Raw genomic sequence first — 18172 nt, forward strand, 5'->3', positions numbered from 1 at the left:
ACATTACCCCTTAATTATTGGCAGCAGCCTCTGGCTGATTGATTTTTGCCGGAGCCGGACGCTCCGATTTTGGCGTAGCATACCAATAACCCAATCCCATGAATACGACACCGGACAAAGTATTACCGAGTGTCACCCACAGCAGGTTATGACCAATTCCGGCCAGGGTATAGGCTTCGCTGTGGTGGCCGAACCAGGAGAGGGCAAACAGCGTCATGTTGGCAACCGAGTGTTCGTAGCCGGAAGCAATAAACGCCAGCAGACACCACCAGATAGCGAGGAATTTTGCTGCGCCTTCGGTACGGATTGCCATCCAGATTGCCAGACAAACCAACCAGTTACACAGTGCGCCCTTGAAGAACAGTACCGTCGTAGGCGCGGTGGTTTTCGCCAGTGCAACCGAATGGACGATGCTGGTATCTACCGGCAACAAGCTGCCGCCACCCCAACTGTAAAGCAGAGCGACAAACACGGAACCGACCAGATTACCCAGCCAGGTTTGCGGTAAAATTGCCCACATTTGACCGTGACTGATGGTGCCCGCTTTGACGCCGAGCGTCAGGAACATGGTGTGACCGGTAAACAGTTCAGAACCCGCGATAATGACCAGCGTTAAGGCGATACCAAAGGTTGCACCCATTACCAAAGGACGTACGGACGGGTCGAGCAGATTGCCGAGGGTGAAAATAAGAATGATGCCGAGACCGACATAGGCCCCTGCCATTGCCGAACTGACCCAGAATCCGAGCGGGTTATTAGCCGACAGGCGTGCGATGCGCGCAGCATTAGCTGCACACTTATTAATAGTGTCAGTAAACATTTGATTATCCTTTTCTCACTTCATCCTTTGCACTGCCTCTTTGTTGGCTGCCCTCGCTCACCCCAGTCACATAGTGAACTATGCTCCTGGAGATTTGCTCGGTTGCCGCCGCGATGCAGTACAAATGATTTTGTGATAACAATTAAAATGAAAAAAATACAAAAAAGGGGAGGCGTTGCGCCTCCCAAAAGTTTATTAACCGCGCAACTGCACCGTGCCGTCTTTCACGCGCGCTTCGTAATGTTTCACGGAGAACTGTTCGTCTTCCATGCACAGTCCATCGCTTAAACGAAAGCGCTGTTTTTTCAGCGGGCTGGCGACCCACAGTTCGCCCTGATGCTCAGCGATCAAGCCACGAGAAAGCACGCTGGACTCAAAGAACGGGTCGATGTTGCTGATCGCAAACACCTGGTCACTGTGATACGGGCGGAAAATTGCGACCTGTTCAGTACCTAACAGGGCGCAGACGCCTGTTGCAGGCAGAATGTCATCGATTTTGCAGATGTTTTGCCACTGGCTCATGCGTTCTCCTCCACCAGAGTCACCGGGATACGCTCATAAGGCGTTGCCGGACGATGTTGTTCACGTTCAGGCACAACCTGGACGTTCGGGTCGCGTTTGTCGCTGTTGATGAAGTGCTTGAAGCGAACCTGCGCGGATGGGGTGTTAACGGTTTCTGTCCACTCGCATACCACCGCTTCACGCAGACGGGCCATCTCTTCTTCCAGATGCTCGTTCAGGCCCAGCTTGTCGTCGATGATGACCGATTTCAGATACTCAATGCCGCCTTCCAGGTTGTCTAACCACGGTGCGGTACGGGTCAGTTTGTCGGCAGTGCGGATGTAGAACATCATGAAGCGATCGAGATACTTCAGCAGCGTTTCACGATCGATATCTGCCGCCAGCAGATCGGCGTGACGAGGTTTCATCCCGCCGTTACCGCAAACGTACAGATTCCAGCCTTTTTCAGTGGCGATGATACCCACGTCTTTGCCCTGGGCTTCCGCGCATTCACGGGTACAGCCAGAGACACCGAACTTCATCTTGTGCGGCGTACGGATGCCTTTGTAGCGGTTTTCCAGCTCGACGCCGAAACCGACGCTGTCGCCCACGCCGTAACGGCACCAGGTGCTGCCCACGCAGGTTTTCGCCATACGCAACGCTTTAGCATAGGCATGACCGGTTTCGAAACCAGCTTCAATCAACTGACGCCAGATTTCCGGCAGGTCATCTTTCTGCGCGCCGAACAGGCCAATACGCTGAGAACCGGTGATTTTGGTATACAGGTTAAATTCACGTGCGATACGTCCCACGGCCACCAGACCTTCCGGTGTGATTTCACCGCCAGCGGAGCGCGGGATCACGGAGTAGGTGCCGTCTTTCTGGATATTCGCCAGGAAGTTGTCGTTGGTGTCTTGCAGCGGCGTGTGCTGAGGTTTGAGAATGTACTCATTCCAGCACGAGGCCAGCAGGGAACCGACGGTAGGTTTACACACTTCACAGCCGTAGCCTTTCCCGTGTTTTGCCAGCAACTCTTCGAAGGTTTTAATGCCTTCTACGCGAATGAGATGGAACAGTTCCTGACGCGAGTACGGGAAGTGTTCACACAGGTTGTTGTTAACTTCAATACCCTGTTTCGCCAGTTCAGCGTTCAGGACCTGCGTTACCAGCGGGATACACCCGCCGCAGCCGGTACCGGCTTTGGTTTCAGCTTTCAGCGCTGCAACGGTGTGGCAACCTTTATTGATAGCAGCAACCAGCATGCCTTTGGTGACGTCGAAGCAGGAACAAATCTGCGCGCTGTCCGGCAGTTTATCGACACCGATAGAGGGTTTACCGCTGCCCGCGTGTGCTGGCAGGATCAACGAGTCCGGGTTTTCCGGCAGTTCGATAGCGTTCAGCACCAGTTGCAGCAGATTGCCGTAATCGCTGGTGTCGCCCACCAGAACCGCGCCGAGCAGCGTTTTGTTATCTTCGCTGACAATGAGGCGTTTGTAGACTTCTTTGCTCTCGTCGAGGTAAACGTAGCTGCGCGAACCCGGTGTGCGGCCATGCGCGTCGCCAATCCCGCCAACGTCAACACCGAGTAGCTTCAGCTTGGCGCTTAAATCTGCGCCTTCGAAGGCGTTTTCGGTTTCGAGGATATGGTCAACGGCGACCTGCGCCATTTTGTAGCCGGGAGCCACCAGACCATATACACGGTTGTTCCAACTGGCGCATTCGCCGATGGCATAGATGTCCGGGTCAGAAGTCTGGCAGGTGTCGTTAATCACGATCCCACCGCGCGGAGCGACGTCCAGACCGCACTGGGTAGCCAGTTTGTCGCGTGGACGAATACCGGTAGAGAAAACGATAAAGTCGACTTCCAGTTCGCTACCATCGGCAAAACGCATGGTTTTGCGCGCTTCGACGCCTTCCTGGACAATCTCTTTCGTGTTTTTGCTGGTGTGCACACGCACGCCCATGCTTTCAATTTTGCGACGTAACTGCTCGCCACCCATATGATCCAGCTGTTCAGCCATCAGCATCGGAGCGAATTCAATCACGTGGGTTTCAACGCCGAGGTTTTTCAGCGCACCGGCGGCTTCCAGACCCAGCAGGCCACCGCCGACGACAGCGCCGCGTTTGCTACGGCGCGCGCAAGACTCAATGGCGTTGAGGTCTTCAATGGTGCGGTAAACGAAGCAGTCCTGAGTTTCCGAACCTTTAATCGGCGGGATCCACGGATAAGAGCCAGTCGCCATGATCAGCTTATCGTAATAAACCGTACGACCCGCGCTGGAGTGGATCACCTTCTCCTGGCGGTTGATGGTAATTGCGCGCTCGCCGACTAATACCTTAACGCCGTGCTTCTCGTAGAATCCTTCACGCACCAGAGAAAGCTCTTCGGCGGTGTGGTGGGAGAAGTAGGAAGACAGGTGTACGCGGTCGTACGCTTTGCGGGGTTCTTCACAGAAGACGGTAATATCAAAATTGGCAGCGTCGGATTTATCAAGAAGATCCTCAATAAAGCGATGGCCGACCATACCATTACCGATAATAGCGAGTCTGACTTTGCTCATTTTTGCCTCGATTTCTTTTCTATTACCGCCTACCTTAACGATTCAGCTACCCCGCTTATTGATACAAATCAAATTCGCCCTCATATACTCCTTAAGAGGTATATAACTGATTTACCTACATTTTTATAAGTTACGGAATTGACTGGCTTTTCGTGTTTGTATAAAAAGCGCACAAATTAAGGGGTTTTTGTATGAATTGGCCTACATCACCAATGGAGGAAGGGACGCCAGGGATATGCCGGATGGCGAGAACAACATCCGGCCGTGAGATTAATGCGTGGCCGGCGCGTTATGCTGGCGATGGCGCGTAACAAACCCAAGAATAAAGCACATTACGAACACAATGGCATACAAGCCGTTAGCTGTTTGCAGTGCCGCCATTGGACCGCTATGAGCGACGATCGGGCCAGTGACGACGAAAGTAAGCATGGTACCGATGGTGCCGCAGGTCAGAATGAAGTTAACCAGTTTAGGTGAGGCGACCTTCGTCTGCTGGGAACCGAGGGTAATAATGGTGGTATAAATCGCGCTGGAGAAGAAGCCCAGCGTCAGAATGAACCACGGCATATGCTCCGGCGTACCGGTGATAAACAGATACATCAGGACGGTGGCCAAACCCGCCAGTACCGTCAGGATGCGCTGCAAATCGAAGAAACGCAGAATAAAGCTAAACGCCCACATGCCAACCATGTAAGACATCCAGAAGTCGCTGACCAGTTTACCCGCATCACCCAGGCTCATGCCCAGGCTTTTGGCATATTCCGGCACCCACGAGATAAAACCAAGCTGGCCGAGGATGTAGCACAGAGCCGCAATGGACAGGAACAGTACGCCAATGCCCCATTTTTCTTTTACTACCGGTGCGTCTGACTGCTGCGCGTGTTTGCCCAGCGCCGGGAATTCGCAACCGAAGGTCAGCAGGAAAATGGCAACATATACCAGGCCGATGCAGGCATAAACCCAGTACCATTCGATGCTGCGCGCTAGCAGAAACGCCGCCACCATCGGGAAGATCATGCCAGCCATGCTGAAGAAGGAGTCCGTAAACAGCAGGCGGGAACCGCGCTGGCGACCTTCATACATCTGCGTGACCAGGAACGTACCAATCGACATGGTGATACCGCTCACCAGCCCCAGTACAAACATTGCTGCTGAGAACAAGGCCAGGCTATGGCTGAGCATCAGTCCGGCGACCGCCAGAACCATCAGGATAAAGCCAAAGCGCAACTGGGTTTTCAGGGGCACAATTTCCATCAGCCAGGCATTCAAAAAGATAGAAATCAGGATGCCGGCATTCAGGAAGGTGAAGGTGTTACTCATACTGGAAACGGGCAAATGGAAGTAATCTGCGATATTTCCCATCACCATCCCGGTGACAATTACCAACGCGCCTGTCAGGGCGTAGGAGAGAAAGCTAATCCATGTGAGCTTAATGCGATTGCTGTTAGTCATGACTGGCCTGTATAGAAGTGTAAGACGCATTGATTGCGCCGTGAGCGGGCAGATTTTAGGCGTTTTAGTGACGTATTTAAATATTTAATGGCAATAACTTGCTCCGTTACATTTTTGTATGTGAGCTGGATCACAATGAGTATTCCGGTTATGCAGTTACATTTGTTTCAGATACGTAAAATTAAGTAAAGGGATGGCCTTGTCCTTGAAGGCTCTTTAGAATCACTTCACTTGCTTCATTTCTGCTCTTGTTAAGGACTTCTCATGCTCAAATCGACTCTGGCGGCTGTTGCAGCTGTTCTCGCTCTTTCCGCGCTCTCTCCTGCAGCACTGGCAGCAAAAGGTGACCCACATGTCCTGCTGACCACCTCTGCTGGTAACATCGAGCTGGAGCTGAACAGCCAGAAAGCCCCGGTTTCAGTGCAAAACTTTGTCGATTATGTGAACAGTGGTTTTTATAACAACACCACGTTCCACCGTGTGATCCCAGGCTTTATGGTACAGGGCGGCGGCTTCACCGAGCAGATGCAGCAGAAGAAACCTAACCCGCCAATCAAGAATGAAGCCGATAACGGTCTGCGTAACACCCGCGGTACGATTGCGATGGCGCGTACAGCGGATAAAGACAGCGCGACCAGCCAGTTCTTTATCAACATTGCAGACAACGCTTTTCTCGATCATGGCCAACGCGACTTTGGCTATGCTGTGTTCGGTAAAGTTGTGAAAGGTATGGATGTTGCAGATAAGATCTCTCAGGTACAGACCCATGATGTTGGTCCTTACCAGAATGTCCCGTCAAAACCGATTGTTATCCTTTCTGCTAAAGTCCTGCCGTAATCGTATTTTGCGCGGGCAGTTCCTGCCCGCGTTCTCTCCCTTCTCTGCGTAACCCGAAATTGCTGCTTATACTTGTGGCAAGTGCCGCTTACATTCAGGGAGGTCACGTGAAAAAACTCACCGATAAACAAAAGTCCAGGCTCTGGGAGCAACGGCGTAATGTCAATTTCCAGGGAAGTCGACGACTGGAAGGCGTGGATATTCCACGGGTTACTCTGAGTGCGGAAGACGCCCTGGCGCGTCTGGATGAGTTGAGGAGGCACTATGAGCGATAAATTCGGTGATGGACGCGACCCTTATCTGTACCCCGGTCTGAATGTGATGCGTAACCGCCTGGGGATTCATCAGACCCAGCGTCTGGCACAAGCGGCATACGAATTAACAGCACTGCGCGCCGCGACGGTTGAGTTGGGGCCTTTAAAGCGTGGCCTGCCACACCTGTGCGCCATTCATCGCCAGTTATACCAGGATATTTTCGACTGGGCGGGACAACTGCGGGAAGTTGATATCTACCAGGGCGATACTCGCTTTTGCCATTTCGCCTATATCGAGAAAGAGGGTAATGCGTTGATGCAGGACCTGGAAGAGGAGTCCTGGCTGGTGGGATTGCCGGAAGAAAAATTCGTCGACCGCCTTGCGCACTATTATTGCGAAATCAATGTGCTGCATCCGTTTCGTATTGGTAGCGGTCTCGCGCAGCGTATTTTCTTCGAACAGCTAGCGATCCATGCCGGGTATATGCTGAGCTGGGATGACATTCAGGTTGAGGAGTGGAACCAGGCGAACCAGAGCGGGGCGATGGGCGACCTGACCGCTCTGCGGGCGATATTTCGTAAAGTGGTAAGCGAAGCCCCGGAAACTGAGTAGAATAGCGCGGTTCTTATGTACCGGAGCCGCCATGATCCTGCTTATCGATAACTATGATTCTTTTACCTGGAACCTGTACCAATACTTCTGCGAACTGGGTGCTGATGTCCTCGTCAGGCGTAACGACGAGCTGACGCTGTCGCAAATCGACGCGCTGAATCCGCAAAAAATCGTGATTTCCCCAGGCCCATGCACGCCGGATGATGCCGGTATCTCGCTGGATGTGATTCGCCATTTTGCGGGCAAAATTCCCCTGCTGGGTGTATGTCTTGGTCACCAGGCGATGGCGCAGGCGTTTGGCGCGACCGTGGTTCGGGCAGCAAAAGTGATGCATGGTAAAACCTCGCCGATTACGCATAACGGGCAGGGGGTTTTTCAGGGACTCGCCAACCCATTAACCGTGACACGCTACCATTCTCTGGTGGTTGCCCCCGAAACGCTTCCTGACTGCTTTGAAGTGACGGCCTGGAGTGAAACACAAGAGATAATGGGCATTCGCCACCGCGAGTGGGATCTGGAAGGTGTGCAGTTTCACCCGGAGAGTATTCTCAGCGAACAGGGGCATCAGCTGCTGGATAATTTCCTCCAACGGTGATTTATGGTTGCCATTCAGTGATTTTTTATTCATATTTTGTGATTATAATTTCACTAGCATTTCTGCTTAACAGGGTGGTAATGACATGGCAACTGAACAAACTGCGATTACGCGCGCGACATTCGATGAAGTAATTCTGCCGATTTATGCACCGGCTGAGTTTATCCCGGTAAAAGGAAAAGGGAGTCGGGTCTGGGATCAACAGGGCAAAGAGTATGTTGATTTCGCGGGCGGCATTGCAGTTACCGCGTTAGGGCATTGCCATCCGGCGCTGGTTGAGGCGTTAAAAACCCAGGGCGAAACCCTGTGGCACACCAGTAACGTTTTCACCAACGAACCGGCGTTGCGCTTAGGTCGTAAAATCATCAATGCGACCTTTGCTGAACGCGTGCTGTTCATGAACTCCGGTACCGAAGCCAATGAAACCGCCTTTAAGCTGGCGCGTCATTATGCCTGCGTACGCCACAGCCCGTTCAAAACCAAAATCATCGCCTTTCATAATGCGTTTCACGGTCGTTCGCTGTTTACCGTATCTGTTGGTGGGCAACCGAAATATTCCGACGGCTTTGGACCAAAACCGGCGGATATCATCCATGTGCCGTTTAACGATCTGCATGCGGTAAAAGCGGTGATGGACGATCACACCTGTGCGGTGGTGGTTGAGCCCATTCAGGGAGAAGGCGGCGTCACTGCGGCAACCCCGGAATTCCTGCAAGGTCTGCGTGAACTTTGCGACCAGCACCAGGCGCTGCTGGTCTTTGATGAGGTGCAGTGTGGGATGGGGCGTACCGGCGATTTATTTGCCTATATGCACTACGGCGTGACGCCGGATATCCTCACCAGCGCCAAGGCGCTCGGCGGCGGTTTCCCGGTGAGCGCCATGCTGACCACTCAGGAAATTGCCTCCGCGTTCCACGTGGGTTCGCACGGTTCCACTTACGGCGGTAATCCGCTGGCCTGTGCGGTTGCAGATGCCGCGTTTGATATCATCAACACCCCGGAAGTGCTGGAAGGTATTCAGGGCAAACGTCAGACGTTTGTGCATCATTTGCAGAAAATTAATCAGCAGTTCGATATTTTCAGCGATATTCGCGGCATGGGGCTGCTGATTGGCGCCGAGCTGAAGCCGCAGTTTAAAAGCCGGGCGCGCGATTTCCTCTACGCCGCCGCGCACGATGGGGTGATGGTGCTGAATGCCGGGCCGGACGTGATGCGTTTCGCGCCGTCGCTGGTGGTGGAAGATGCGGATATCGAGGAAGGGATGCAGCGTTTCGCGCAGGCGGTAGCGAAGGTGGTGGGCTGATTGGTTGATTGCCTGATGGCGGCGCGAGCGCCTTATCCGGCCTACAGGGTAAGGTGTGATTCGTAGGCCGGATAAGCGTAGCGCATCCGGCAGCCGATCTTAGCCTTTCATGTCCCGCAACCGACGGCTAAGCCAGATCCCGTGGTGGGGTCGTTGACGCCATGCTACCGACGAAATGGTGTGCATGGTGTTCAGATGCCCCAATACTCGCTGCAGATGCTGCTCCAGGGTGCTTAATGGGCCGTGGGACAGCATTTCAGGCGCTTCGAGAATATTCACATCGCCCGAGCTTCCCGGTCCGTCATACTCCAGCCGCTGCTGACAGCGCTGGAGCGCAATTTCGCAGGACTCCAGATACCGCTGCGCCAAATCCGGCGTCAGCATCGTATGTTCCCTTGCCAGTGTGGTCATCGCGTTGATGTGTTCGACAATAAACTGGCTGTGCGTGACCCACAGTTTCATATCCGCCAGATAGTGCGCGTTGAATCCCGGCTCCTGCATTGCCTGATTCAGTGAGTTAAACAGCGTGTTATGCGCCTGGTTGACCCGCATGCGTTGATACGCCAGCGGCGTGGCCTGCGGATCGTTGCTGAGGATCAGGCGAATAGCCTCCTGGTCGGCTTCTAACGCATCGTGGGCGTTCTTACGCAACAGACCACTCTGCCACTGTGGCCACAGCCAGAGCGTGCCACCAAAGGCGATTAAGCAGCCAATCACCGTGTCGACAAACCGCGGCACGATAAATTGTTCCCCGTTCAGCGTCAGCAGTTGCAGGGTGTACACCGCCGTAACCGTAAAGCCGACGGTGGCCCAGCCGTAGTTTTTGCGAATGATCAGATAGCTGCCTAACGTGATCAGCAACATGCCTGCCAGCGTGAAACCTTCCTGAATATGAAAGTGCAATGTGACGCCCGCAATCACCAGTCCGACGAGCGTACCCACCGAACGATGCAAAATACGCACCCGGGTCGCCCCATAGCCATTTTGCGTGACGAACAGGATCGTCATCAAAATCCAGTAAGGTTTAGGCAGATGTAAGGCGCTGCCCATCAGGCTGGCGATACTCAGCATGACGCTGATGCGCCCGGCGTTACGCAGCGCCGGGGATTTCAACGACAGATAGTTTTTCAGCGCCGGGATCAACGGCAACCGCCGCTGTTTGTCCGCCATCAAATCTCGGGCATACAGCGGGCGCTGGGTCCGTAGCACGCGGGCGATACGGCTGAAGTGCCAGTAGCAAAACTGTCCTACCGGATTATCCGGATGCTGGTTGGCGATTTTTTCCAGCGAGCCAATTTGCTTTTCCATTGAGAAACGGGTCGGTAAGCGGTGATACAAGATATCATCGGCCAGGACGCGCAGGCGGGCGGCGACGGTGCGCGCGTTCCAGCGAATCACCTGTTCCGCGTGGCTTCGCTCGACCAGCTTTTGCACCTCTTCCGGCTGATGCAGGCTAACTGAAATATGTTCCTGCAAATCGAGCGCTTCCTGAAAGGCACGCAACAGTCGCTTGTATTCATTATTGTGATGCGCCGACAGCATGTGCATTTGCTGGTAGCACTGGGTAATCAAATCCACCGCTTTTTGTTGACGAACCAGTAACGGAGGCAGCGCTTTTTCTGGATCGGCATGCTGGGTCAGCAGACTGTACTTGGCCTCACAGTAATCGGCTAATTCGCGGTACAGCAGACTAAGCGATTCACGCAGTGGCTGCTCACGCCACATCCAGAACCAGAACCAGTTGAACAGACCGTACCACAACGTACCCAGTGCATAGATCAGCAATGGCTCCCAGACGGGCATGTTCCCGGCAAGGCTTAGCGTGAAAATTGCCGCGATGAGTGAGGCTGGCAGCAGTCGCGCATGCAACGGGCTTAGCTCGGCGGTTACGCCAAGAATTAGCGTCAGGCCGGTGAGGATGAGCGGCAGTGGTATATTTTGCGCCAGCAGTAACTGCATGATCAGGCTGCAACCGGCAAACAGCGATGCGCCAATAACTAAACGTTTAAAAAAGCGTTTATGCGGGGTATCAAGACCGGCAATGTTGCAACAGGCAGGGACGAGGGAAAACAGAAGCCCCAGATGAAGCTGACCAATGATAAGACCGACGGCCACAGGTAAACACAGCACCAGCGTCTGCCGTAGTGCGTAGTTGATCTCGGGGTGATAAATCAGTCTTCGCCACATCGGAACAAACAAAAATGGCGCGCTACCGGGTAACGCGCCATTTCGATGGGATTAACGTGTGCCGTAAACGACAATGGTCTTACCGTGAGCGGAGATCAGGTTCTGATCTTCCAGCATCTTCAGAATACGACCAACGGTCTCACGGGAGCAGCCAACGATCTGGCCGATTTCCTGGCGGGTGATTTTAATCTGCATACCGTCCGGGTGAGTCATCGCGTCAGGCTGTTTTGCCAGATTCAGCAGAGTCTGGGCAATACGGCCGGTGACGTCGAGGAAGGCAAGGTTGCCTACTTTTTCAGACGTGACCTGCAGGCGACGAGCCATCTGAGAAGACAGGCGCATCAGAATATCCGGGTTGACCTGGATTAATTGGCGAAATTTTTTGTAGGAAATTTCAGCGACTTCACATGCGGTTTTGGCCCGTACCCAAGCGCTACGTTCCTGGCCTTCTTCGAAGAGGCCTAATTCACCAATAAAATCGCCCTGATTCAGATAAGAAAGGATCATTTCTTTCCCTTCTTCATCTTTGATCAGCACTGCCACTGAGCCTTTAACGATGTAATACAACGTTTCCGCTTTTTCACCCTGGTGAATCAGCGTGCTCTTCGATGGGTACTTATGAATATGGCAATGAGACAAGAACCATTCGAGAGTCGGGTCTGTTTGCGGTTTGCCAAGCACCATGCGCGGTTATCCTCTGTTATAAGCTGTCTCCAGAGCCAGAAAACGACGCTGCCTCTGGGTTTGCAAAAATGTGCTTCCCGCTACCTGGGAAGGGGGCTACTAAAAATATACTGCAGCCTGTAATGTGATGTCCTCTGCATACATGCAGTACGTCAATGTATTACTGTAGCATCCCGACTGTTTTAGCATAGCTTTCGCCGTGTGTCTCCTGGTGTCTCGCTTCAGCATGACGCAGGTCGCCTTCCGTTGCGAGAATTGTTATGTACGCGTAATCTGTCAGGAAAATTGAAACATTGGAGTTACGAAATATGCAAGCGCGTGTAAAGTGGGTTGAGGGGTTAACCTTCCTCGGTGAGTCCGCCTCTGGCCACCAAATTTTGATGGACGGTAACTCCGGTGATAAAGCGCCGAGCCCGATGGAAATGGTATTAATGGCTGCAGGCGGTTGTAGCGCCATCGATGTGGTGTCGATCCTGCAAAAGGGTCGTCAGGATGTGACCAACTGCGAAGTGAAGCTCACCTCTGAGCGCCGTGAAGAAGCGCCGCGTTTGTTTACCCACATTAATCTGCATTTCATCGTCACCGGCAACGATCTGAAAGAGGCGTCGGTCTCCCGCGCCGTCGATCTCTCGGCGGAAAAATATTGTTCCGTGGCATTGATGCTGGAAAAGGCGGTGAATATTACCCACTCCTATGAAGTGGTTGCTGCGTAATACGTGAAGCCGGATGGCGGCTTGGCCTTATCCGGCCTACAGGACGATACCGATTCGTAGGCCCGATAAGCGTAGCGCCATCGGGCACATCCCGTACCTCACTCTATCTTTTTACCTTCCATCAATCGCTGGACCAGCGGCAGCATAATCAATTCCATCGCCAGACCCATTTTGCCGCCAGGTACGACTAATGTATTGATGTGGGAAATGAATGAGCCTTGCAGCATGGCCAGAAGCCACGGAAAGTCGATCCCTTCCAGATTACGAAAATGAATGACCACAAAGCTTTCATCCAGCGACGGAATGCTCTTGGCGGCAAAGGGGTTTGAGGTATCGACGGTGGGTACGCGCTGAAAGTTAATGTGCGTACGGGAAAACTGCGGCGTGATGTAATTGATGTAATCGTCCATTGAGCGCACAACCGAGTCCATCACCGCTTCACGCGAGTGTCCACGCTCGCTGGTATCGCGGGTCAGTTTCTGGATCCATTCCAGGTTAACGATCGGCACCACACCGACCAGAAGGTCGACATGCCGGGCCACATTTTGCTGTGGGGTGACGACGCCGCCGTGTAGCCCTTCATAGAACAGGACATCCGTCGGTTCAGGCAATGGCTGCCAGGGGGTAAACGTTCCCGGGACCTGGTTCCACGGTACGGCTTCATCGTAGGTGTGCAGATATTTACGCGACTGACCTTTTCCCGTCTGGCCGTATTCAATGAAGGTTTGTTCCAGCAGACCAAAGTCATTGGCTTCGGGCCCGAAATAACTGATATGTCGCCCGGCATCGCGCGCTTTGCGAATCGCCATATCCATTTCCGGACGGGTATAGCGATGAAAACTGTCACCTTCCACCTCGGCGGCGCGCAGATTTAGCTGCGCGAAAATTTTACGAAACGCGAGGCTGGTGGTGGTGGTCCCCGCGCCGCTGGATCCTGTTACCGCAATCACCGGATGTTTGGCAGACATAACAACTCCATGAATAGGTTGATTTTTTATTATAGTCAGCCGTCGGCTACGAATTACTGGTGAATCTGCTTCTTCGGCATGATGTTGACCGTTTCATGCAGTTCGGACCACACCAGGACGGCTTCACCTGATTGTAGTTGGCGTTTGACGTCGGCGACTTTTTGTTCGAGCGAACGTTCATGTTCACCATAATCGGTACCTTCGCGCAAGACAAAGCTTTCAATCAGATTGTCCAGCGCGTCCGGGGAGATGTCTTGCCAGGGGATAATCATGATGACGCCTCCAGATACGTTGTCAGCCAGTCGGGAATTCTGGATTCCAGCCACATCTCAGGGCGGCGCACTGTGCCGCCAATAAATCCGACGTGTCCGCCGTGTTCAGTCAACTGATACTCCACCTGTGAGGGCAGGTTTTCCGGTTCAGGGATCACGTGATGATCCATAAACGGATCGTCCTTGGCATGGATAATCAGCGTCGGTTTGGCGATCTGATTAAGCAATGGCATGGCGCTACACTGGCGGTAATAGTCTATAGCATCGGCAAAACCGTGGATTTTGGCAGTGATGAGATCGTCAAAATCACGAATGCGACGCAGGGATTTCAACTGGGTCAGACTCACCGGCAACGAACCCGGATAGGCCTGTAGCTTACGCGAGGCGTTAGCTTTCAACAGATTGAGCAGATAGCGCTGGTAGACGCGTGAGAACCCCTTCTCCATATGGTAACTACAGGCTTCCAGCACGAAAGGCGCAGAGACAATAACCGCTGCATCAATGGGAATATCGTTGCCTTCTTTGGCCAGCAGGCAGGCAAGCATGTTCCCGCCGAGTGAATAGCCTACCGCCGCGGTCGGCACACGACCAAGCTCGCGTTCCAGCCAATGTAAAAACCAGGTGCCATCTTCTGTTTCACCAGAATGATAAATACGGTTGAGACGATTTGGTTCGCCGCTGCAGCCGCGAAAATGCATCACCACGCCCAGCCAGCCGCGCTTTTGCGCTGCCTCAATCAGGCCATGTGCGTACGGGCTGTTCAGACTGCCTTCCAGACCGTGAAAAACCACCAGGCGCGGTTTGTGCTTCGCCTGTTGCGGATCTTCACTCCATGCCAGATCGACAAAGTCACCGTCGGGTAATTCCAGACGCTGCCAATGGGCGTCGAACTTCACCTTGCGGCGAATTAAACGCGGCAGCATTGTCTGCAAATGGCGGTTACTGATACCGCGCATAGGGCGGAATTCTCGCGAATCATCAGTAGGTGGGATCATTTCTGTGGACGTGATTTCAACCATAACACCAGAGCAATTAATAATCGGAAAGAATAACTATACCGCGCGCAGCGCTTGCGGGTTAGCCAATATGTGATTTTGTCGCTAGTCAGTCAGCAGGTTACGCGAGAAAAAATGAAAATCGACGTCGGGCTTTCGTCGCCACAGGCGAGCTTTACGCGTCCCTGTCGCTACGCTTTCTCCGGTATCTTCAAACATTCCTGACGCTTCAAAGCGGCGAATCAGACTTTTACGCTGGATCGACTGACCGAGGATCACCTCGGTGGCTTCGAGCAGTTGCCCATGGGTAAATGTCTCCGGCAAGCAGTATACGGGCAGTAGTGAGTACATCGTTTTTTGCCGCAAGCGATGCAGGGCCGCCGTAATGATGTCTCCGTGGTCGAACGCGAGTGAATAATTTTTCAGCTCATCAACCGGCACCCAACGGGCATTGCTGACGCTGGCGATGTGCGGCGCACAGTCTACCCAGGCGATAAGCGCAAACCAGGCGACTGTCAGACTCCAGCCGCGCGGGTCGCGATCCGGGCCGGAAAAAGTATCCAGTTGTTCCAGCCACGAAGGCAAAACCCCTGTTTTTTCAGTGAGCTTGCGCAGCGCTGTGGCGCGAGTGGAGTCATCGTGCGCGATATCAATGAAGCCACCTGGTAATCCCCAACGCTCTTTTTGCGGCTGGTTTGCTCGTTCAACCAGTAATACGCACAGCGCCTGTTGATGCAGGGTAAACAGCACGCTATCGACCGTCACCAGTGGTGTGGGAAAGCGGCGGGCATCGTATTGATTCAGGTAGTCGGCTTCGGTGGTCATAAGGTACTCACGATGATTTGCAACGCCCACAAGTGTACCAGCCCAATACCGGGGGGCAAGGTTCGTTTTTTCTTATTATTTATCAGTGGATTATGTGATGCCCTAAAAATAATGCACTTTGTGCTTGCTTTGTATGTGTCCTAGGGACATTATTAATTGTGTCGAAGGGACACAATTAAAGGTGAGCGTGATGAACATAAAACTGACACTAACGTTGGACGACCAGAGCTACGGAATGACACACGGTGTTTTTCCTGATGGCGCCGTCTGGTTGAAGGTTACTGAAGCATTACCACCCTTTGCTCGCCTGATGCGCATTCGTGCGACGGCGATGCGCGATATGAACGACTTTATGCTGTTGGCGCAACTGGTGGAGGCGGTTCGCCATCAAACGGATGTGCTGGTCAGTCATCTCGAACTTCCCTGGTTACCATGGGCTCGTCAGGATCGCCATATGGTGGCGGGTGATAGCTTTGCGCTGAAAGTCTTTGCCAGCCAGCTTAATACGCTGCAATTCGATAGGGTGAAGGTGCTCGATCCACACAGTGACGCGGCGGCGGCAGCTATCAATAATTTTGTGGCGATTTCACAAGAGACTTGCCTGCTGCACAGCGCGACCTTGCAGCGGCAGTTCCGACAAAAAGCGCTAATGCTGGTCGCCCCCGATGCCGGATCGCTGAAGAAAATTGATGCCGTTGCCAGAGCGGTCGGTGTAGCGGAATACGCCGTCCTGAGCAAAAAACGCGATGTGGCAAGCGGCAAGCTGACGGGATTTGCTTTAGTCGCCGGAGACGTCAGGGGCCGGGATATGCTGATTGTTGACGACCTGTGTGACGCTGGCGGTACGTTCATTGGTTCTGCGCAGGTACTCCGTGATGCAGGTGCCCGTAGCGTCAACCTGTATATCACCCACGGTATTTTCTCTAAAGGCGTCGAACACCTGTTTGCGAACGGTATTGATGCTATCTACACCACCACCTCTTTCGCTGCCCCGACGCTGGAACATCCGCAGCTTGAGCTTATCGACATTGACGCGATTTACCGCGCCTGAGGGAGATACTGATTATGAAAATGAACCCGATTCTGGCTATCGACGGCTACAAAGTTTCTCACCGCGTACAGTATCCGCAAGGAACCAGCCGCGTGTATTCCAACTTTACCCCGCGCAGCGATCGCTTTTTCTCCTCGCCGTTGGCGGATGGCAAACTGGTGTTTTTTGGCCTGCAAGGTTTTCTGCAGTGGTTTCTGGTTGATTTGTTTAACGAGGCATTCTTTGCCCGTCCGGAAGACGAGGTGGTCAGCGAATACAAACAGGTCATGGACAGCTATCTCGGCAAAGATGCGGTAGCGGTTGATCATATCCGCGCTCTGCATCAGTTGGGCTATCTGCCGTTGCACATCAAAGCGCTGGATGAAGGCAGCAAGGTGCTGATGGCGGTGCCTGTTTTAACTATCATCAACACCCAACCTGAGTTTTTCTGGCTGGTGAATTACCTGGAGACCGTGCTGTCGGCAGAACTGTGGAAGGCGTCAACAAACGCCACAATCGCTCATCACTATCGTAAAATTTGCGCGCGCTGGGCACAGAAAACCTGTAGCGACCTGTCACACCTCGACTTCCAGTGCCATGACTTTTCATTTCGCGGTATGGCCGGATTGCAGGACACCATGCAGGCGGGCAGCGGCCACTTGTTGAGTTTTAAAGGCACTGACAGCATTCCGTCGCTTCTCTACGCTCGGGATTATTATACCGACGGCGAGCCCTATTTTATCGGCGCCAGCATTCCGGCGACCGAGCACAGCGTGATGTGTATGGGGGAACGTGAACATGAGATCGAAACCTTCCGCCGCCTGATTGCCGATCTCTACCCGCAGGGATTTGTGTCGATTGTCTCTGATACATGGGATTACTGGCAGGTACTGACGGAGTACACCCGCGAGCTGAAGAACATCATTCTGGCGCGCGAGGGACGGGTGGTTTTCCGCCCGGACAGCGGTAATCCGGTTGAGATCCTGTGCGGTACTGGCGCGGATGAGGATACACGAGCCGATCGTACGGCACAGGAGAAAGGCTCTGTGGAGGTGCTGTGGGAGATATTTGGCGGCACGGTTAACGCCAAAGGCTACAAGGTGCTCGACCCACATGTGGGGCTAATTTATGGCGATTCCATCACCCTTGAGCGGGCGAATGAGATCCTGCGCCGCCTGGAAGCGAAAGGATTTGCCAGTTCAAATGTGGTGTTTGGCGTGGGTTCTTTTACCTATCAGTACAACACGCGTGACACCTTCGGTTTTGCGATGAAGGCAACGTGGGGCGAAGTCGACGGCAAGGGTCGGACGATTTTTAAAGAGCCGAAAACCGATAACGGCTTAAAGCGCTCGGCCCGTGGGCTGCTTCGCGTAGTACGTGATGAGCAAGGAGAATTGCGTCTGCATGATGAACAAACCTGGGAGCAAGAGCAGGAAGGAGAGCTGAAAACCCGTTTTCTCAACGGGAAGTTGTTTAACCGTGAGCACTTTGAACAGATCCGCCTGCGCCTGGCGGCACAAAGCTAGTTTTCCCCAAGCGGGTAGCGTTACCCGCTTCCTCCT

17 protein-coding genes and 1 pseudogene are annotated in these 18172 nt (G+C 53.3%); 8 read left to right on the forward strand and 10 right to left on the reverse strand.

Translation table 11 applies throughout. From position 1 onward, the window contains the following. Positions 1 to 10: 10 nt before the first annotated feature. The 4 genes from nirC to tsgA form a co-directional block, all read right to left on the reverse strand. A complete protein-coding gene (gene nirC, locus M4I31_RS01765) occupies positions 11 to 820 on the reverse strand; it encodes a nitrite transporter NirC (protein WP_085048997.1) in 810 nt (269 codons plus the stop codon). A 195-nt stretch (positions 821 to 1015) separates the two neighbouring features. Further along, on the reverse strand, positions 1016 to 1342 hold the full coding sequence (gene nirD, locus M4I31_RS01770) for a nitrite reductase small subunit NirD (protein WP_042312029.1): 327 nt from the start codon (positions 1340 to 1342) through the stop codon (positions 1016 to 1018). After that, the gene (gene nirB, locus M4I31_RS01775; protein ID WP_085048996.1) at positions 1339 to 3882 is read right to left on the reverse strand and encodes an NADPH-nitrite reductase large subunit; all 2544 of its coding nucleotides are present in this window, start codon (positions 3880 to 3882) and stop codon (positions 1339 to 1341) included. The genes nirD and nirB overlap by 4 nt, the downstream gene beginning before the upstream one ends. A 270-nt stretch (positions 3883 to 4152) precedes the next feature. Further along, positions 4153 to 5334: an MFS transporter TsgA gene (tsgA, locus tag M4I31_RS01780; RefSeq protein ID WP_085048995.1), complete on the reverse strand. Its 1182-nt coding sequence runs from the start codon at positions 5332 to 5334 to the stop codon at positions 4153 to 4155. Positions 5335 to 5598: 264 nt separating this feature from the next. Between tsgA and ppiA the strand changes: the two genes are divergently transcribed. The 5 genes from ppiA to M4I31_RS01805 all read left to right on the forward strand — a co-directional run bounded on the left by ppiA (position 5599) and on the right by M4I31_RS01805 (position 8936). Next, positions 5599 to 6171 (forward strand): peptidylprolyl isomerase A, encoded by a 573-nt coding sequence (ppiA, locus tag M4I31_RS01785; protein WP_003023595.1) that lies wholly within the window; start codon positions 5599 to 5601, stop codon positions 6169 to 6171. A 107-nt stretch (positions 6172 to 6278) separates the two neighbouring features. Then, positions 6279 to 6446 carry a YhfG family protein gene (locus M4I31_RS01790; protein ID WP_069323810.1) on the forward strand — a complete coding sequence of 56 codons (168 nt, stop codon included), beginning with the start codon at positions 6279 to 6281 and terminating at the stop codon, positions 6444 to 6446. Beyond that, positions 6436 to 7038 carry a putative adenosine monophosphate-protein transferase Fic gene (locus M4I31_RS01795; protein WP_085048994.1) on the forward strand — a complete coding sequence of 201 codons (603 nt, stop codon included), beginning with the start codon at positions 6436 to 6438 and terminating at the stop codon, positions 7036 to 7038. The genes M4I31_RS01790 and M4I31_RS01795 overlap by 11 nt, the downstream gene beginning before the upstream one ends. A gap of 31 nt (positions 7039 to 7069) precedes the next feature. Beyond that, entirely contained in the window at positions 7070 to 7633 is a 564-nt protein-coding gene (gene pabA / locus M4I31_RS01800; RefSeq protein WP_038634811.1) for an aminodeoxychorismate synthase component 2, read from the forward strand. Positions 7634 to 7718: 85 nt separating this feature from the next. Beyond that, positions 7719 to 8936, forward strand: a complete 1218-nt coding sequence (locus tag M4I31_RS01805; RefSeq protein WP_085048993.1) for an aspartate aminotransferase family protein — start codon at positions 7719 to 7721, stop codon at positions 8934 to 8936. Positions 8937 to 9035: 99 nt separating this feature from the next. Here M4I31_RS01805 and M4I31_RS01810 read toward each other — a convergent pair whose 3' ends face one another. Together M4I31_RS01810 and crp are read right to left on the reverse strand one after the other, a co-directional pair. After that, positions 9036 to 11123 carry a YccS/YhfK family putative transporter gene (locus tag M4I31_RS01810; RefSeq protein WP_085048992.1) on the reverse strand — a complete coding sequence of 696 codons (2088 nt, stop codon included), beginning with the start codon at positions 11121 to 11123 and terminating at the stop codon, positions 9036 to 9038. Between the two features lie 51 nt (positions 11124 to 11174). Beyond that, positions 11175 to 11807 (reverse strand): cAMP-activated global transcriptional regulator CRP, encoded by a 633-nt coding sequence (crp, locus tag M4I31_RS01815; protein WP_000242758.1) that lies wholly within the window; start codon positions 11805 to 11807, stop codon positions 11175 to 11177. A 308-nt stretch (positions 11808 to 12115) separates the two neighbouring features. Between crp and M4I31_RS01820 the strand changes: the two genes are divergently transcribed. Further along, the gene (locus M4I31_RS01820) at positions 12116 to 12520 is read left to right on the forward strand and encodes an OsmC family protein (RefSeq protein ID WP_006687378.1); all 405 of its coding nucleotides are present in this window, start codon (positions 12116 to 12118) and stop codon (positions 12518 to 12520) included. Positions 12521 to 12618: 98 nt separating this feature from the next. Here the strand turns inward: M4I31_RS01820 and M4I31_RS01825 are convergent, their stop codons facing one another. The 4 genes and pseudogenes from M4I31_RS01825 to M4I31_RS01840 all read right to left on the reverse strand — a co-directional run bounded on the left by M4I31_RS01825 (position 12619) and on the right by M4I31_RS01840 (position 15580). Then, complete coding sequence (locus tag M4I31_RS01825) at positions 12619 to 13488, reverse strand: phosphoribulokinase (RefSeq protein ID WP_003827751.1); 870 nt, start codon at positions 13486 to 13488, stop codon at positions 12619 to 12621. A 53-nt stretch (positions 13489 to 13541) separates the two neighbouring features. Next, complete coding sequence (locus M4I31_RS01830) at positions 13542 to 13760, reverse strand: YheU family protein (protein WP_085048991.1); 219 nt, start codon at positions 13758 to 13760, stop codon at positions 13542 to 13544. Next, positions 13757 to 14816, reverse strand: a pseudogene (locus tag M4I31_RS01835) (hydrolase). Before M4I31_RS01835 ends, M4I31_RS01830 begins: the two are co-directional and overlap by 4 nt. A 44-nt stretch (positions 14817 to 14860) precedes the next feature. Then, positions 14861 to 15580 (reverse strand): NUDIX domain-containing protein, encoded by a 720-nt coding sequence (locus M4I31_RS01840; protein WP_085049160.1) that lies wholly within the window; start codon positions 15578 to 15580, stop codon positions 14861 to 14863. A 190-nt stretch (positions 15581 to 15770) separates the two neighbouring features. On the opposite strand from M4I31_RS01840, the gene prs reads away from it, so the two are divergent. Further along, on the forward strand, positions 15771 to 16631 hold the full coding sequence (prs, locus tag M4I31_RS01845; protein ID WP_085048990.1) for a ribose-phosphate diphosphokinase: 861 nt from the start codon (positions 15771 to 15773) through the stop codon (positions 16629 to 16631). A gap of 14 nt (positions 16632 to 16645) precedes the next feature. Further along, positions 16646 to 18136 carry a nicotinate phosphoribosyltransferase gene (locus tag M4I31_RS01850; RefSeq protein ID WP_085048989.1) on the forward strand — a complete coding sequence of 497 codons (1491 nt, stop codon included), beginning with the start codon at positions 16646 to 16648 and terminating at the stop codon, positions 18134 to 18136. Positions 18137 to 18172: the final 36 nt, after the last annotated feature.

Source organism: Citrobacter sp. XT1-2-2, assembly GCF_023516235.1.
GTDB lineage: Bacteria > Pseudomonadota > Gammaproteobacteria > Enterobacterales > Enterobacteriaceae > Citrobacter > Citrobacter werkmanii.

Excerpts from the sequence above, each read along its gene's own strand:
- nirC (WP_085048997.1), bottom strand. The coding sequence starts at position 820 with ATGTTTACTGACACTATTAATAAGTGTGCAGCTAATGCTGCGCGCATC.
- nirD (WP_042312029.1), bottom strand. The coding sequence starts at position 1,342 with ATGAGCCAGTGGCAAAACATCTGCAAAATCGATGACATTCTGCCTGCA.
- nirB (WP_085048996.1), bottom strand. The coding sequence starts at position 3,882 with ATGAGCAAAGTCAGACTCGCTATTATCGGTAATGGTATGGTCGGCCAT.
- tsgA (WP_085048995.1), bottom strand. The coding sequence starts at position 5,334 with ATGACTAACAGCAATCGCATTAAGCTCACATGGATTAGCTTTCTCTCC.
- ppiA (WP_003023595.1), top strand. The coding sequence starts at position 5,599 with ATGCTCAAATCGACTCTGGCGGCTGTTGCAGCTGTTCTCGCTCTTTCC.
- M4I31_RS01795 (WP_085048994.1), top strand. The coding sequence starts at position 6,436 with ATGAGCGATAAATTCGGTGATGGACGCGACCCTTATCTGTACCCCGGT.
- pabA (WP_038634811.1), top strand. The coding sequence starts at position 7,070 with ATGATCCTGCTTATCGATAACTATGATTCTTTTACCTGGAACCTGTAC.
- M4I31_RS01805 (WP_085048993.1), top strand. The coding sequence starts at position 7,719 with ATGGCAACTGAACAAACTGCGATTACGCGCGCGACATTCGATGAAGTA.
- M4I31_RS01810 (WP_085048992.1), bottom strand. The coding sequence starts at position 11,123 with ATGTGGCGAAGACTGATTTATCACCCCGAGATCAACTACGCACTACGG.
- crp (WP_000242758.1), bottom strand. The coding sequence starts at position 11,807 with ATGGTGCTTGGCAAACCGCAAACAGACCCGACTCTCGAATGGTTCTTG.
- M4I31_RS01820 (WP_006687378.1), top strand. The coding sequence starts at position 12,116 with ATGCAAGCGCGTGTAAAGTGGGTTGAGGGGTTAACCTTCCTCGGTGAG.
- M4I31_RS01825 (WP_003827751.1), bottom strand. The coding sequence starts at position 13,488 with ATGTCTGCCAAACATCCGGTGATTGCGGTAACAGGATCCAGCGGCGCG.
- M4I31_RS01830 (WP_085048991.1), bottom strand. The coding sequence starts at position 13,760 with ATGATTATCCCCTGGCAAGACATCTCCCCGGACGCGCTGGACAATCTG.
- M4I31_RS01840 (WP_085049160.1), bottom strand. The coding sequence starts at position 15,580 with ATGACCACCGAAGCCGACTACCTGAATCAATACGATGCCCGCCGCTTT.
- prs (WP_085048990.1), top strand. The coding sequence starts at position 15,771 with ATGAACATAAAACTGACACTAACGTTGGACGACCAGAGCTACGGAATG.
- M4I31_RS01850 (WP_085048989.1), top strand. The coding sequence starts at position 16,646 with ATGAAAATGAACCCGATTCTGGCTATCGACGGCTACAAAGTTTCTCAC.